The following is a 16,641-nucleotide window of genomic DNA, read 5'->3' as shown; positions in this document are numbered from 1 at the left end:
TTCGTGGGGCACTATCAATCCGACCTATGCCACACCCAAGCCCCCTGCTCCCGCACATCGTGGAACGGGACCCCCAGTCGCTCGCATTCTTCCTTCCACCGCCCCGCCTGTTTCCAGCTGTTGGAAGCATCAAAAACCACCATTTGAAATGGAAATCGCTCCTGACATTCGGCGATGCTGACTCTCGGGCTTTGTGAAAGCATCAGGACATCAACCGGCAAGGGCCGTGGGTTCCCCTTTTTCACCCAACGGGCATCATCAATCATCGCCATTCTTTTCTCGAAAAACTGCGCAAATGGAGGGTCGAACAGAAAATTGAAATACGCGAAGACCGTATCGGAAGCAAAATTGAATTCCGTCAAATCACGAGTGCCCAAGGCCAAACGATTGGAATGTGCCGCGAACAAAACCTGTTTGGCTGTTGCCGAATCCGACAACGAAACCACCGATTGTCCATCAAAAAAGTCCATCAAGCGGTTTTTGTTGACGTAGTAGATAGCCAGTTGCGCTTGCCTCATTTGTTGGGTCTCTCTCACCATTCGGCAAACACCAAGAAACAGAAGCACACTTAACGCCCCTATGAGCCACTTGGCCCTTTTGTACTCCAAAAAGGCACCCAACACCACCACGAGAAGCCCAATAGCAAAAGCCGCCCACGATGCGAGCCAGATGCCGCCGAGAACACTACCCGGCAGTCCCTGTATCCCGAATATCAATTGGTTGAGACCCCACAACAGCCAGTAAAGCCCCTTGCCAAGCCATTCGGCCAGCCAGGGCCACAGCCCATCCATGAGCACCAATGCCGCCCCGCCCGCCATATAGAGCGCCCCACCAAACACAACAGCCCATCCTGCCAACCAAAAATACACGGGAAACTGGTGAAAATAGTAGAGCGACAGTGGCAACGTCCCCAATTGTGCCGCGACACCCAAAAGCAGGATTTGGACGGCACCATCCCCCCATTTGGGCAAAAGAGGCATCAGTTTATAGAAGCGCGGATAAAAGAAAACGATACCCGCCACCGCAGAGTAGGACAACTGAAAGCCCGCGTGAAAAAGAAAATACGGGTTGTAGAGCAACAGGGCAAAAGCCGACGCTGGCAACACGTTCCACACAGATGCTCTCCGAAAAAAAGCCTTGCCAAGCAAGTAGGTACTGAACATCACCGTTGCCCGCAATACCGAAGCGGTCGCACCCGTCAGAAAAGCAAACCCCCATATAGCCGACACCAAAAACAGGGTCTCCACCATGCGCCCCTCGCGGCCTCGCAGTCTCAGCCGCTTCAAAAGAAAAAATAGCCCCGCATACAACATTCCGACATGAGTGCCCGAAATAGCCAAGGCGTGCATGGAGCCTGTGGCCGAATAGGCAGCCCTCAACTCATCCGACAAATCCTCCTTATATCCGACCAACAATGCCGATGCCACCGCATACTCGTTTTGCGTCGGAAAATGCCTGTGGAGCAGCGACAACAATCTGTCCCGACAATGAAAAGCCGCCTGCCACACGATATTTCCGTTGCCCGATGAGAGCCGAACAAGCGAGCCCGATTTTACAAATGCCTGAAAATGTATGTTTTGAAAATGGAGATAACGGCCATAGTCAAAAGCATGAGGGTTTTTTGCCGATTCTGTTGAAAACACATTGGCATATATTCCAAGCCGGTCGCCATATCGCAAACCCTCCACTTCCGGCGAAAAATCAAGGAAAAGAAGCAAATTTCCCGATGCGGGTCCCATTGAATCAGGCGATGGGCCAATGGCCTCCACACGAATCGGCACCTTCATCTTGGAGCCTTTGCCCGGCGTGTCGTAGATAGTCCCGATGAGATAGCGTTCCTCTTTTATTTTTTCGGAAAAATGCGAGGGTCGCCTAAGCTCGTTGTAATGGACGACATGAAAATACCCCGCTAAAAAGAGCGCGAGCGAGCAACAAGCCCCAAAAACCCAGCGGTAACGGTAAGAAAATTTTTGCAAGGCAAGCAAACAGACTACACACGCCATGAGCACCACGGCTTTGCCGAGGTGAGGCACTGGGTAGTCAAGCCACGCGCCCAACATCAAGCCGAGCGCAAACGGCACGAACAGCCGCATACAAGGTGAAGCGCGGAGGTTCATAAGGCGGGGGGATTTTGTTTCCGAATGGTGTTAGCGAAACAAATTCGTTTGCCAATTTTTTTCTCGGATAAAATTGGGGTATTCAAGCGAAACAAAAAAGCAATGTTTGAAAAAAAGCCAATTTTAAACACAAAACATCCAAAGTTGACTTTTTTGCCAAAATAGAACAAAGCAGAATGAACTCCCCTTCACTCATTTGATTCAACCTTGTGCATGGCCGTTTGTCCAATTTTTATTTGGAATCAAAGCCCCCAAGCGGGGCTTTTCAAAATTATCCTCCGAATGTTTGCTTTTTGTTTGGAAATTTCGTGGCAAAAACTTGCAGGTGTTTCAACATTTATTTTTCTATCTTTGGCGGCTTTTTCAAGGGGGGGCGTTGGTCAAGCAATCCTGGCACGCACCCTATTCTTTTTGTAAGGCACTACACATGGTGTTATTAAAAGAACCCTGACGCTCGTTCGTCCAAAAAATCTCTTTGAGCACACTTGATTACCCTAATAATTCTTAATTTCATCAGCTGAAAAACAAACGGTCGAAAGACCAGTTCATGGCGACAAAAAGACCCGCCGCCGTGGCATATTATCACACATAAAAAGAGACGGAGCACACCGCCTGACGAACAAAAACTAATCGCACAGAAGATGACAGCGACTGCAACTGAACACGATGTTTTACTCGAGAACCTCCAGAAGTATTTCGGATTCGACGCTTTCAAGGCCGACCAAGGTGCCATAATCCAAAGCCTCCTCGACGGCAAAGACACTTTCGTAATCATGCCTACGGGTGGTGGCAAAAGCCTATGCTACCAATTGCCCGCATTAATGCTGCCCGGCACGGCCATTGTCATTAGCCCGCTTATCGCCCTAATGAAAAACCAAGTGGACAGCCTGCGCGGCTACTCCGAAGAGGATGAGGTAGCACACTTCCTCAACTCTTCGCTCACGAAGGCGCAAATGAAAAAAGTGAAGCAGGACATCACCGATGGCCGAACAAAAATCCTCTATGTCGCTCCCGAGACCCTCACCAAAGAAGAGAACATAGAGTTTTTCCAAAACAGCGACATCTCCTTTGTGGCGGTTGACGAAGCGCACTGCATTTCCGAATGGGGCCACGATTTCAGGCCCGAATATCGCCGCATTCGCGTCATGCTTGATGCCATCGCACGCGATGTGCCCATCATGGCTCTCACGGCGACAGCCACGCCAAAAGTGCAGCAGGACATCTTGAAGAACCTCGATATGACAGGAGAAAACACCTTTATCTCCTCTTTCAATCGCGACAACCTGTTCTACGAGATTCGCCCGAAAATCAAAAAAGACCAAACCATCAAGCAAATCATTCAGGTCATCAAGGAGGAGTTTCGCAACGAATCGGGCATCATTTATGTGCAAAACCGCAAAACGGCCGAAGACCTTGCTCAAGTACTTGTCGTCAACGACATCAAAGCTGCGCCCTATCATGCCGGCCTTGACCCTAAAACCCGTGCCAACACACAAGATGCCTTCCTAATGGAAGACATTGATGTCATTTGTGCCACAATTGCCTTCGGTATGGGCATTGACAAGCCCGACGTGCGCTTCGTCATTCATTATGACATGCCGAAGTCCATCGAAAACTATTACCAAGAAACCGGACGTGCCGGCAGGGATGGCCTTACGGGAAAGTGCATTGCTTTCTACAACTACAACGACATTCTAAGGCTTGAGAAATTCTTGCGCGACAAGCCAGTCGCAGAGCGGGAGATGGGTGTCCAATTGATGCAAGAAGTAGTGGCTTACGCCGAAACGGCCTCTTGTCGCCGCCGTTTTTTGCTCCACTATTTTGGCGAGGAATTCAATGAGGAAAATTGCCACAAAATGTGCGACAACTGCAAGAACCCCAAAGAAAAAATGGAGGTAGTGCAGGAAATCAAAAATGTCATCCAATGTATTCTCGACCTCAACGAGAATTATCTGATGAAGACGGTGATGGATTATCTGATGGGACGCGAGACCAAAGAAATGAAGGATTTCCGCTTCACCGAACTGGATAACTTTGGCGTAGGCGACGATAGGGATGAGAACTTCTGGAGCTCCATCTTCCGACACGCCATGATTAACAACCTGATTTACAAGGAAATAGAGGAGTTTGGCATACTAAAAGTCTCAGAGGCAGGGCATGACTACCTTAAAAACCCATATCCCATCACGATTACCATCAACCACGACTATGAGGATGGCGACTATGACTTTGATGACGAGAAAGGAGGCACAGCGGTGCTCGATGAGACCTTGATGAATATACTCAAAGACCTGCGCAAGAACATCGCCAAGAAGCATAACCTGCCGCCATACGTCATCTTCCAAGACCCATCGCTCGAAGAAATGGCAACCCAATACCCTATTTCTATGGAAGATATGTCCAAAATCGTGGGTGTTTCGCAAGGCAAAGCGCAGAAGTATGCTCAGCCCTTTGTGGATGCCATCAAGAAATACTGCGAGGAAAATGAAATCGAACGCCCGATGGACATCACCATCAAAACGGTGGCAAACAAGTCCAAAACAAAGGTGAACATCATCACGGCCATTGACCGCAAAATCCCGCTGGAAGATATTGCCAAGTCCAACGACCTCAGCATGCAGGACCTGATGGAAGAACTTGATGCTATCGTCAATACAGGTACAAAAATCAAACTCGACTACTACCTCAACAAAGTAGTGGACGAATATGTGCGAGAAACCGTGATGGAATACTTCAAAGAGGCCGAGACCGATTCCATTGACGCAGCATATAAAGAGCTGAAAGATGACGAAATCACTTGGGAAGAAATTCAGTTGATGCGGCTGAAATTCCTGAGTGACTTCGCAAATTAAATTTTCGACTTACTTTTCGGCCACTAAACTCGGTGCCGAATGAGCTACTCTCTTGCTCATTCGGCATTTTTTTTTCTCACCACTCAGTACGTTTTTGTTATGAGGAACAATCTTTCCACGCTGTTCTTTCTGCTGCTTGGCACCGCCGCCGCCGCGCAAGCGCCCATTATTTGCGGCAACGAGGTTTTCTCACACATCGTGCAAGAACACTACCCTGCTCTGCATGACGCATTCAACACCACCTTTGAGCAGGCCAAAGCGCCACGCGCTACCGACAGAAGCCCGCTCACTGTGAACGTGGTTGTCCACGTCGTTTGGAAAAACCCCGAAGAGAACCTCCATGACAGCATCATCCTCGACCAAATGGCCGTGCTAAACGCTGATTACAACCGCATGAACGCGGACACCGCCAACCTGCGCTCCATTTTCAAGCATGTGGCGGCCAATGCCGACATTCACTTTAATTTGGTGGATGTAGTGAGGGTGCAAACCAGCAAGGAATTTACGGTCGCGCTTACGGGCAACAACCTTTTGGCCGAATTGAAAAGCTCCAGCCAAGGCGGTAGCGACGCTTGGGACACAGAGCAATACGTCAACATTTGGATTTGCAAAATACAACCTATCACATTCGGCGGCGTGGTGCTCGGTCAAATCCTCGGTTTCGCCTTCCCACCCAACAACCTCGGCCATTGGCCAGCCAACAGCGGCGCACCAATGCCCCAACAAGACGGGGTGGTTATTGACTATCGGGTGTTTGGCAGCAACAACCCCCACACCGTCCCCGTCCCCGGTGGCACGGGCAACCTCATCGTGAAAGGCCGCACGCCCGTGCATGAAATGGGGCACTACATGGGATTGCGCCACATTTGGGGCGATGGTGGCTTGTTAGGGTTGCCCAACAATTGCAACCAAAGCGACGGCGTGGACGACACACCATTCGCCAATGCCCAGTCCCCTTTCGATTGTAACAAGAACAAGAACACCTGCACCAAAATTGACTCTTTCTACAATGCCGATATGCCCGATTTGGTGGAAAACTATATGGACTATGCCAGCGAGGATTGCATGAATATGTTCACACAAGGCCAAGTTGACATCATGCGCAACGTGTTGCTCGGCCCTCGTGCCGGCTTGCTCAGTCCTATGGTAAATACTCAATCCCCTGTGTCACAAGCCATTGATTTTCGCATATCGCCCAACCCGGCCTCTGACCAAGTCGCCGTGCGATTTAATTTGCAGGAAAAAACAAACGTGACGATACGCCTCTTCAACGCGGCGGGTCAGCCAATCGGCTTGCTCGAATCCGAACCCTACCCCGCAGGAATGCACCAAAGGATATTAGAAACACACTTGCTTACGCCAGGCGTTTATTTTGTGGAAATGCGCACCGAGCAAGGCTCGGCTCTTCAAAAATTGCTGGTGCGTTGAGTATCCGAATCTGCGATTAAGATGCTGGAAACTTGTGCTATTGAGGCCCCCTTACATGTGATATTCGTTATAGGATTGACAAGATTTGTAGGGTTTTCGCATTTATTTATGAAAGAACCTACAAATCTTGTCAATCCTGTCAGCGACATCCCCTGAATAATAATCACATCCGATACCGCACGGCACGGCTGACCTGTTCGGGCGTTTTCATGCTTTCAAAGATGCCTTCCTCATCAGCCGAGGTGGTGGGCGCACGAGTCGCTGGTGGGGGAGCAAAGATTGCCTTGCCGTCGTCAAACAACGCCAGCATCTGCTCCACCGATATTTGTGGAGCAGATGCCCCTTCCTCTTCGTATTGCTCCAAATCCTCCACGCCCAACACGTCGGCACCGATGTAGCGCCCCAATTGGTAGTAGGACTCCCACTGAATTTCGTCAAAAAACTGGTCGCTCGTGGACTCGTGCGGAAAGTCCGGGTGATAGATTTTATACTTGTAGGTGCCGTATTTGAGCGGGTCCTCTTTTTCCGAAAGATAGGGCTTGCCCATGGGGGCCAGCACGGCGGATTTCACATAAACTAAGGTGCCCACCTTGCGAGGCTTGTCGAAATTGATGATTTGCTCCACCTCTTGCTGAGTGGCCGTGTCAATCACTTTCCCATCCTCCCACCATTGATAAATGTCGGCCAATGCAAATCGTTTTTGAGAATAGACCTGCGAGGGGCGCGGACGAATAATGTCCTCAGGATGTTGGCCGTCACGAAATCTGATTTCGAGACCCAACTCGTTGCGTGCTCTAATAATAAGATTGTTAAGGTCAAAAAATGTATAATTCTTGTCCTCACCCGCATCAACGGCTACAATTAGGCGGCATCCCCGCCGCAGGAGCTCATACACACCCAGATTTTCGATGTGTCCCCCATCAGAGATGTTTATCTTCTTGTTGTCCAAACCGATGCGCCCCAACAACTCCTTGAAAAAATAAACAGGCCACCACACGATGGCGCGTGTTTTTTCCAATTTCAACGGGTTGGAAATCCAAAACCCGAGCCGCGCATTGAAAAGCGTCATCAGGATGCTTAGCGTCTTGCTGGAGTAAATGCCCAAGCCCGGATTGACCGCAGCCGCTGAAATAGTGACCGCAGCCGGAAGGGTCATCTGTTTATAGTCGGCATAGCGGTCGGTAGGGACATATCGAGTAAGTTTGGAGCCGCAATAGAACGGGCTGAGCAGAAAATAGTCGCTGGCTTTTGCCCCTTTGAATTTATCGTCGCCAACCGGATTTTGCAGGTTCAAACAAGTGTTGATGAGCGGGTAGGGGGCCAAATAATCCGTCTTTTTGTCCGTGTTGGCATTGAATACATCTTTCAAGGCCATGTTCTTGTGATTGCCAGCAAATTGAAGGAACAAATCGGCCAATTGTTTCCGATAAAAGCGGTGAAAACTCAGTGCATTGGGATTGGTGAAAAAGCCAAGCACAAAGAGCAACAAGGCGTTGATAGCGAAGTCTGTCAGCATCGAATGAGAAACCTCGTGCTGGCCCGTTTTCATATCGGCCAGCACAATCCACCCATAAAGGACCAACCCGACAACCGCCAAGACAGACTCGGCCCGATTGAAATGCTTGGAAACGTCAAGATTGAAGTTCAGCAAGATATTCACGATGAAGTGAATCAGCATCAAACCGCCCACCAACACCAACGCCCACCATTCGATGTTGTGCGCCAATTGTGAGGTCGCTGTCAGCGGGTTCCCCCCTATCAGCCCTACTATTATTTCCAACACATAGTAGAGTATTCCGGCCACGATAATGGGGCTGATAAGACTCATCACCCAACTGACCACAAAAGCAACAGCCAACAAAAAGGTATTGCCAGTTTTCCAGATGCCCTGACCCGGCGTGAGATATTCGCCGTGTTTGCGCAGGTTGGCGATGTGCTCAGGCGTGAATAGTCGGCCCAAATCGCCCGTTTCCTTTGCGGTGGCCTGCACATAAGAGTGAGTGTATCCACCACCCGACACCGTGCTGAGGTAATCTGCTTTTTGCAGAATGCCAAACTTGTTGAGCGTTTGTAGAAAACCAAGATTAATCGTGGCTGACCGAATGCCCCCCCCCGACATGGCTATGCCAAACCAATTCTCTTGTTCGGGGGTGCCATGCTCTTGCGACAATTTTTTGCGGCGAATGCGAAGCTGTTCCTTTTCGCGCTGGATGACCTCATTAAATGATAGACTGCTCATCGTTAGTGTGGTTTTAGGCATGAAAACTTGGGCGAAGTAAGCAATTCACCTTTATTCCTGCATTATTTTATCAAGAATATAGTCAACACAGCGTGGTTTTGAACAAACTATGCTCGCGTTACTCTGAAAATCAGGCAAATCAATCAAAGACATCATTAAACCCTCTTTAACCTGGGCATTGCTTCACTCCTGCCAATAAACCCTTTTCACGCGCTCTGAAATGTTGGTAAACACCTCGTAAGGAATAGTCTGCAAGCAAGTCGCCAGCGCCTGCACAGAAGGGTTTTCCCCAAACACAATCACTTCGTCGCCCTCTTCTGCGGCGGGGATGTGGGTGACATCAATCATTGTCATATCCATGCACACATTGCCGATGGTCGGAGCCAATTGACCGCGCAACAACACCGAGTAGCGCCCGCCGCCCGCCAACCGCAACAAACCATCGGCATAGCCAATGCTGATGGTCGCTATGCGTCGCGCACGGTCGAGCGGGCCACTGTTCCGATTGTACCCCACCGTATCGCCCGGCGGTACTTCCTTGATTTGACTGACCGTGGCTTTCAATGTGTTCACCACACGCAGTCGCTCTTGCAACCCGCTGGCATCAATGCCGTAAAGCCCAATGCCCAAGCGAACCATATCAAAATGATAAGAAGGAAATCGCGCGATGCCTCCCGTATTGACCAAATGTCGCAACGGGGCATAACCAAGCCCGGTTTTTATTATTTCAAACATTTCGGCAAACCGCGCCGCTTGCTGGTGAGTGAACGAATCGTGCTGCGGAGCGTCACTGGCCGAAAGGTGTGAAAAAACAGAGCGCACCTCCAAATTCTCATGTTGTCGCAAGATGGAGGCCAGCTCCGCCACGTCTTTAGGCTCGAAGCCGAGCCGATGCATCCCCGTATCCAATTTCAGATGAATTGCTAACCGCTTAGCCTTTCCGGCAAAACGCACCAATTCGTCTAGCAAGCGCAGACCATAGACCTCAGGCTCCAAGCCGTAGCGATAGATTGCGTCAAAACTCGCCGCGTCAGGGTTGAGCACCAAAATGGGCAAACGAACGCCCGCCTGACGCAACTCCACCCCCTCATCCGTATAAGCCACCCCCAAATAATCCACTTTATGGAATTCCAACAACTTCGCCACCTCAGCAGAGCCACTACCATAGCCAGAAGCCTTCACCATAGCCAGCATTTTCGTGCCGGGTCGCAGCAGTTGGCTGTAAATGTTCAAATTATGAATCAAAGCACTCAAATTTACTTCCAATACCGTCTTGTGCGCTTTTTGTTCCAACCGCCGAGCAATCCGCTCAAACTCATAAACACGCGCCCCCTTCAACAGAATCAATTCATTTTCAAATTCCACATTTTGTATTTTTTGCAAAAAATCCTCTGTGTCATGAAAAAAAATCGCCTCAAACCCAAGCGGCAAACTATTCCGGATAGCCACAACCTCCTGCCCGATACCGATAAGCCGCGTCACTTTTTTTTCCAACATGGCAGCTGATACCTTCGCGTATAGTCGGTCTGTCGGCTCACCGCTTTGCAAAATATCCGACAACACCACCGTAAATCGCCCCGTTCTTGCTTGTTGAGCCGCAAATTGCAGCGCAATCCGCAAGGAGTTCAAGTCATTGTTGTAAAAGTCGTTGACCAGCACACATCGGTTGATGCCCGTTTTCAATTCGAGGCGCATTTCCACCGGTTCCAATCGAAACATCCGAACCGCTATTTCCTCGCGCGCAATGCCAAGCACATACATGAGCGCCCAACAATGAATAGCGTTCTCGATACTTGCAGCATCCGTAAAAGGGATTTCAATCGTTGCCGGATGGGCAGAAGAAACAAAAGCCCCCGTGATGCGGGTAAATCCGTTCGCCATCATCTCGATGCCCGTGATTTGCATGTCAGCGGCCTTTCCTTCCTTCGACCAACAAAACACTCTTTTTTGGGAAGACCTATCAAGAGCACCATGTTCGGAGCGAACGGCATCCTCAATTTCCGAATAATCGCAACAGTAAATCAGTGTTTCCGCATTCTCAAAAAGGCGCATTTTTTCCCTAACCTTTTGAGATTTGGAGGAAAAGCCTTCCCGATGCGCCGTGCCGATATTGGTAAAAATGCCAATGGTGGGGCGAATGATGCGTGCCAACCGCTCCATTTCGCCCGGCTGCGAAATGCCCGCCTCAAAAATGGCCAACGTATGCTCGGGCTGCATTTGCCACACAGAAAGCGGCACCCCCACCTGCGAATTATAGCTTTTGGGGCTTCTTACGATGTTGTAATCGGGCGAGAGCAGTTGCTCCAGCCATTCTTTCACCACCGTCTTGCCATTGCTACCCGTGATGCCCACCACGGGAACGTGAAATCGGGAGCGATGATGCGCAGCTACCGCTTGCAGCGCAGTCAGCGTGTCGGACACCTGCAAAATGTTTGCTTCCGGCAAATCCGCTGGTTCTATCTGCTGACTCACCACAAAATGACGGACACCAGCCTTGTGCAAATCAACAAGATAGCGATGCCCATCGTGACGTTTGCCGGGTAGGGCAAAAAACAAGGAAACAGCAGGCGCGGCGATATGGCGACTGTCGAGCAACAAAAACTCGACGTGCGCCGAGGCATCGGTCTGTTGAACCCACTTAGCGCCCAAGATTTTTTGAATGTCCGCAATAAGATATTTCATTTGCTGCGAAAGTCAGTGTTTTTGGCGAAAAACATGGCGACATTGATATTTTTGCGTCCCTCAATCAGCCATTAGACGCCCTAAGTCATCAACAATACGCAGACTAAGGGTTGAGGCAAAATGCTGAAAATGTATGCTATTGAGGCGTTGATTTGAAATCAATGCCTCAATAAATCCCTGAGCATCAGACGATAAAAAAGTTAAACCTCTAATTCGCATAAAAATTCATGTGCCTTGCAAACTAACATGGAAACACAAACCTCCACCAACTTTCATCATCTCTTGGAAATCATCGCACATTCCCTTTCCGAACTGGATGCTTCCATTCCTCATGTGATAGAGGCGCTCGCCGGAAGGCGCAAAATCGCGCTGTATGGAGAGATGGGAGCTGGCAAAACAACTTTTGTCAAGGCGTTTTGTCGACACCTCGGCGTGCGTGAGACAACCGCCAGCCCAACTTTTTCGTTGGTGAATGAATATAGCTATACGGAAAAAGACGGTTCCAAGGCGCTGTTCCATCATTTGGACCTATATCGCCTACAATCGCCTCAGGAAGCTTTGGACATTGGTATCGAGGATTTGCTAAATGACCCTTGGTATTGCCTCGTCGAGTGGCCGCAATTGGCAGAACGGCTCTTCCCCGATGATGGCGCAAAAATTCAAATTGAAATAACGGGCGAAACATCTCGACGTTTGCTAATTTTGTAAAAAGTGCAAATTAGGAATTGAATTTTCTTGGTGTTTGATAACCAATCGCCTATTCACTATTCAATCGCTTATTCAGACAGTGAGTTGAAACCACCGCCTGAATGGCAAACATTTTCAACACATTACCTCAATCCCCAATTCGCGTAAAAATAGCCCCCCAGACTTAACCCACTGATTGATTCATGGAGACACTCTCGATACCACGCACCCAAACCGAAACGCTGGAAGTGTTGCCCAAACACCAGCGCCTTTTCATTGGCATCCCGAAGGAGGCATCCTTGCAGGAGAACCGCGTGGCGCTCGTGCCTCACTCTGTCGCCACGCTCACCGCACATGGCCACCGCGTCGTGGTAGAGGCTGGTGCCGGAGAAAAGGCAAAATGCAGCGACCTCGACTATGCCGAAGCAGGAGCTGAAATTGTGCGCAGCCGTGAGACGGTGTTTCAAGCCGACGTTCTGTTGAAAGTAGGGCCGCCCACTTTGGAGGAAATAGACCTAATGCGTCCCAATCAGGTGGTTTTTTCGCCGATTCATCTGCCCTTGATGACATCTGAATACCTTGTGAAATTGCAAAAAAAACGAGTCATCGCGCTGGCTATGGAATATATCCGCGATGACGAGACGGGGGTGTTCCCCATCGTCCATGTGATGAGCGAAATCGCTGGGATAAGTGCCATACTCATTGCCGCCGATTTGCTGGCTACCGCTCGAGGGGGGGCCGGGGTGTTGTTGGGCGGAATCGCTGGGGTGCCGCCTGCCAAAGTGGTCATTCTTGGCGCAGGTGTTGTAGCGGAGTTTGCCACTCGCACAGCCTTGGGACTTGGCGCGGAGGTGCGCATTTTTGATAATAATGTCTATAAACTGACTCGCCTACAAAACCAAATCGGTCGTCAATTGCATACTTCGGTGGTTAATCCGCGGCATTTGGAAAAGCAACTCCTGAGCGCCGACGTGACGATTGGTGCCATCCACTCACCCCAAGCCAGTTCACCTATCGTAGTTTCCGAAGACATCATCCAAAGAATGAAACCCGGCTCGGTCATCGTGGATGTCAGCATTGACCAAGGGGGCTGTTTCGAGACATCCCGTGCTACTACCCACGACAAGCCCACTTTTGTGAAACACGGGGTCATCCATTATTGCGTCCCCAACATCCCATCTCGTGTAGCTGGCACGGCTTCCGATGCCATTAGCAACATCCTCACCTCGCTGCTTTTAAAAGCAGAAGCTGGCGGCATACTACCCCTCATCACAAGCCACGAAGGGCTGCGCAACGGGGTCTATACCTACAAAGGCTGCCTGACGAATGTGTATTTGGGAGAGCGATTTTCGCTGAAAAGCACCAGCTTGGATTTGTTGATCACTTCGGATTATTAGTTGAGCGCGGCGTGCACATCCATTCCGCTCGAATTTTCCTGTCTGGGGATTTTTGCTGGGAGAGCAAAAAAGAAGCCCCCGGCGCCGCGAGGCGCCGGGGGCGAGGGTTGTGTTGGGTTGGCGCCGACCTACTCTCCCGGGGCATCGACCCCAGTACCATCGGCGCTGGCGGGCTTAACGGCTCTGTTCGGAATGGGAAGAGGTGGGTCCCCGCCGCCAAAGACGCCAACATGTCTTGAGGGGCCCGCGCGGAGGCGGCCCGTCCTGTTTCTTTTTCGCCGGCCGCGACGGGCGCGGGCGACATGACAAGGGGCGGGAGGAGCGAGGGGGCAGGGGCGCAGGCGGCGCGGCGGCCCTCATGCCGGGGGGGCATGAGCAAATCAAAAAAAAAAGGAAGCTTGCGGGCAATTAGTACGGCTCGGCTCAACGTGTCGCCACGCTTCCACCTGCCGCCTATCAACGCAGTCGTCTCCTGCGGCCCTTACATCGGAAGACTCATCTCGGAGTAGGCTTCGCGCTTAGATGCTTTCAGCGCTTATCCCGGCCGAACGTTGCTACCCTGCGATGCGCCTGGCGGCACAACAGGCACACAAGCGGTTCGTCCAACACGGTCCTCTCGTACTGGTGTCAGGTCTCCTCAGTCTTCCCGCGCCCACAACAGATAGGGACCGAACTGTCTTGCGACGTTCTGAACCCAGCTCACGTGCCGCTTTAATGGGCGAACAGCCCAACCCTTGGGACCTTCTCCAGCCCCAGGATGCGACGAGCCGACATCGAGGTGCCAAACCTCCCCGTCGATATGAGCTCTTGGGGGAGATCAGCCTGTTATCCCCGGAGTACCTTTTATCCTTTGAGCGATGGCCCTTCCATGCGGAACCACCGGATCACTTTAGCCGTCTTTCGACCCTGATCGGCCCGTCGGCCTCTCAGTCAAGCGCCCTTGTACTAATACGCTCTGCGCACGATTACCGTCCGTGCTGAGGGCACCTTTGCAAACCTCCGTTACGCTTTTGGAGGTGACCACCCCAGTCAAACTGCCCGCCATGCACTGTCTCCCCGAACCATCGGGGGTTAGGACTCAACTAGTCAAAGGGTGGTATTTCAACGTCGGCTCCCCGACGGCCTGAACCGCCGGATCAATGCCTCCCACCTATCCTACGCATCGAATAGCCAAGCCCAACGCAAAGCTGCAGTAAAGGTTCACGGGGTCTTTCCGTCCCGTTGCGGGTAATCGGCATCTTCACCGATACTTCAATTTCACCGAGCTCGTGGCTGAGACAGCGCCCAGATCGTTACACCATTCGTGCAGGTCGGAACTTACCCGACAAGGAATTTCGCTACCTTAGGACCGTTATAGTTACGGCCGCCGTTTACCGGGGCTTCAGTCAAGACCTTCGCGCTCGCGCGCTAAGCCCCTTCCTTAACCTTCCGGCACCGGGCAGGTGTCAGGCCATATACTTCATCTCGCGATTTGGCATAGCCCTGTGTTTTTGCTAAACAGTCGCCTGGGCCTCTTCACTGCGCCCCGCCTCGCGGCGGGGGTCTCTTCTCCCGAAGTTACGAGACCATTTTGCCTAGTTCCTTAGCCACGAATCACTCGAGCGCCTTAGGATGCTCTCCTCGACTACCTGTGTCGGTTTGCGGTACGGGCGGCGCGTGCCTGACGCTCGGGGGCTTTTCCTGGAAGTCGGTCGGGCGCGCTATCCGCTCTCCCCGAAGGAATCGCGGTACTATCCCGCGCTCGCGCGCGGTTCAACGCCGAATTCCGTCTCGGCGCGGCGCCTCCCCGCCTTCGTCCCCCCCTTCGCAGCACGTGCCGGCGCGGGAATGTTGACCCGCTTGCCATCGGCCTCGCCTCTCGGCTTATCCTTAGGACCCGGCTCACCCTGATCCGATGAACGTAGATCAAGGAACCCTTAGTCTTGCGGCGGGACGCTTTTCCAGCGTCCTTATCGTTACTTATGCCTACATTTGCTTTTCCGCTGGCTCCACCACCCCTCGCAGGGCCGCTTCGTCGCCGCGGAATGCTCCCCTACCTCCCGACCTGAGTCGGAACCATGGCTTCGGTACGCGGTTTGATGCCCGTTTATTTTCCGCGCGGGAACGCTCGACTAGTGAGCTGTTACGCACTCTTTAAATGAATTGCTGCTTCCAAGCAAACATCCTAGCTGTCACTGCATTCCCACCTCGTTTATCGCAACTTAACCGCGTTTGGGGACCTTAGCCGATGGTCTGGGTTGTTCCCCTCTCGCCCCGTGACCTTCGCACCCCGGGGCTCACTGCCGGTACTGTGTGGCGGCATTCAGAGTTTGTTAAGGGTTGGTAGGCGGTGAAGCCCCCTAGCCTTCTCAGTAGCTTTACCTCCGACACACATTGCCCGACGCTGCACCTAAATGCATTTCGGGGAGTACGAGCTATCTCCGAGTTTGATTGGCCTTTCACCCCTATCCACAGGTCATCCGAAAGGTTTTCAACCCTTACCGGTTCGGCCCTCCACTCCGAGATTATCGGACCTTCAGCCTGCCCATGGATAGATCACTCGGTTTCGCGTCTATCCCCACTGACCTCGAACGCCCTGTTAAGACTCGCTTTCGCTTCGCTTCCGCCCCTGAAGGGCTTAGGCCGCCAGTGAGGAATAACTCGTAGGCTCATTATGCAAAAGGCACGCCGTCATCCGCCGGATGGCGGACTCCGACCGCTTGTAGGCGCATGGTTTCAGGGTCTTTTCACTCCCTTGCTCAGGGTTCTTTTCACCTTTCCCTTACGGTACTGGTTCGCTATCGGTCTCCCGGTAGTGTTTAGGCTTGCCAGATGGTGCTGGCGGATTCAGACAGGGTTTCTCCGGCCCCGCCCTACTCAGGATACTGCTAGCGCGCCGCGCGTTTTCGCCTACGGGACTTTCACCCCCTACGGTGCCCCTTTCCATGGGCCTCGGCTAACGCACGCCGCCTCACGGCGCAGTCCTACAACCCCGGCCCGCACGCGGGACGGTTTGGCCTCCTCCGCTTTCGCTCGCCACTACTCGCGGAATCACTACTTGTTTTCTTTTCCTCCGCCTACTTAGATGTTTCAGTTCGGCGGGTTCGCGACTTGTGTCTTCACGCCTTCAGCGTGACGGGTTGCCCCATTCGGACATCGGCGGATCTGCGGTCGTTTGCACCTCCCCGCCGCTTTTCGCAGCTTACCGCGTCCTTCGTCGCCTCCGGGAGCCAAGGCATCCCCCATGCGCCCTTGTCTCG

At 51.8% G+C, this 16,641-nt stretch carries 7 protein-coding genes and 2 rRNA genes (1 of these 9 only partly in view); 4 read left to right on the top strand and 5 right to left on the bottom strand.

Annotated elements, in window-relative coordinates; all coding sequences use genetic code 11:
* Nucleotides 1-14: 14 nt before the first annotated feature.
* Complete coding sequence (locus KIS77_12685) at nt 15-2,117, bottom strand: ComEC family competence protein (GenBank protein ID MCW5923194.1); 2,103 nt, start codon at nt 2,115-2,117, stop codon at nt 15-17.
* A gap of 641 nt (nt 2,118-2,758) precedes the next feature.
* On the opposite strand from KIS77_12685, the gene recQ reads away from it, so the two are divergent.
* Both recQ and KIS77_12675 read left to right on the top strand, forming a co-directional pair.
* Nucleotides 2,759-4,969, top strand: coding sequence for a DNA helicase RecQ (recQ, locus tag KIS77_12680; GenBank protein ID MCW5923193.1), 2,211 nt, complete (start codon nt 2,759-2,761; stop codon nt 4,967-4,969).
* A 39-nt stretch (nt 4,970-5,008) separates the two neighbouring features.
* Nucleotides 5,009-6,397 (top strand): zinc-dependent metalloprotease, encoded by a 1,389-nt coding sequence (locus KIS77_12675; GenBank protein ID MCW5923192.1) that lies wholly within the window; start codon nt 5,009-5,011, stop codon nt 6,395-6,397.
* A 163-nt stretch (nt 6,398-6,560) separates the two neighbouring features.
* On the opposite strand, the gene KIS77_12670 is transcribed toward KIS77_12675, so the two are convergent.
* On the bottom strand, nt 6,561-8,636 hold the full coding sequence (locus KIS77_12670; GenBank protein MCW5923191.1) for a hypothetical protein: 2,076 nt from the start codon (nt 8,634-8,636) through the stop codon (nt 6,561-6,563).
* Between the two features lie 183 nt (nt 8,637-8,819).
* A complete protein-coding gene (locus tag KIS77_12665; GenBank protein MCW5923190.1) occupies nt 8,820-11,318 on the bottom strand; it encodes a bifunctional UDP-N-acetylmuramoyl-tripeptide:D-alanyl-D-alanine ligase/alanine racemase in 2,499 nt (832 codons plus the stop codon).
* 246 nt (nt 11,319-11,564) lie between these two features.
* On the opposite strand from KIS77_12665, the gene tsaE reads away from it, so the two are divergent.
* Together tsaE and KIS77_12655 are read left to right on the top strand one after the other, a co-directional pair.
* The gene (gene tsaE, locus KIS77_12660; GenBank protein MCW5923189.1) at nt 11,565-12,026 is read left to right on the top strand and encodes a tRNA (adenosine(37)-N6)-threonylcarbamoyltransferase complex ATPase subunit type 1 TsaE; all 462 of its coding nucleotides are present in this window, start codon (nt 11,565-11,567) and stop codon (nt 12,024-12,026) included.
* 182 nt (nt 12,027-12,208) lie between these two features.
* On the top strand, nt 12,209-13,402 hold the full coding sequence (locus KIS77_12655; protein MCW5923188.1) for an alanine dehydrogenase: 1,194 nt from the start codon (nt 12,209-12,211) through the stop codon (nt 13,400-13,402).
* A 115-nt stretch (nt 13,403-13,517) separates the two neighbouring features.
* On the opposite strand, the gene rrf is transcribed toward KIS77_12655, so the two are convergent.
* A 5S ribosomal RNA gene (rrf, locus tag KIS77_12650) occupies nt 13,518-13,632 on the bottom strand.
* 158 nt (nt 13,633-13,790) lie between these two features.
* Nucleotides 13,791-16,641: ribosomal RNA gene (locus tag KIS77_12645) — 23S ribosomal RNA — on the bottom strand; it runs 7 nt beyond the window's last position.

Source organism: Saprospiraceae bacterium, from assembly GCA_026129545.1.
Lineage (GTDB): Bacteria > Bacteroidota > Bacteroidia > Chitinophagales > Saprospiraceae > M3007.
Note: the sequence above shows the minus strand (reverse complement) of the source record. Positions and strands in the feature narration are given on the sequence as shown.

What these genes read in the sequence shown, in the direction of transcription:
- KIS77_12685 (MCW5923194.1), bottom strand. Translation starts at nt 2,117, where the DNA reads ATGAACCTCCGCGCTTCACCTTGTATGCGGCTGTTCGTGCCGTTTGCG.
- recQ (MCW5923193.1), top strand. Translation starts at nt 2,759, where the DNA reads ATGACAGCGACTGCAACTGAACACGATGTTTTACTCGAGAACCTCCAG.
- KIS77_12675 (MCW5923192.1), top strand. Translation starts at nt 5,009, where the DNA reads ATGAGCTACTCTCTTGCTCATTCGGCATTTTTTTTTCTCACCACTCAG.
- KIS77_12670 (MCW5923191.1), bottom strand. Translation starts at nt 8,636, where the DNA reads ATGAGCAGTCTATCATTTAATGAGGTCATCCAGCGCGAAAAGGAACAG.
- KIS77_12665 (MCW5923190.1), bottom strand. Translation starts at nt 11,318, where the DNA reads ATGAAATATCTTATTGCGGACATTCAAAAAATCTTGGGCGCTAAGTGG.
- tsaE (MCW5923189.1), top strand. Translation starts at nt 11,565, where the DNA reads ATGGAAACACAAACCTCCACCAACTTTCATCATCTCTTGGAAATCATC.
- KIS77_12655 (MCW5923188.1), top strand. Translation starts at nt 12,209, where the DNA reads ATGGAGACACTCTCGATACCACGCACCCAAACCGAAACGCTGGAAGTG.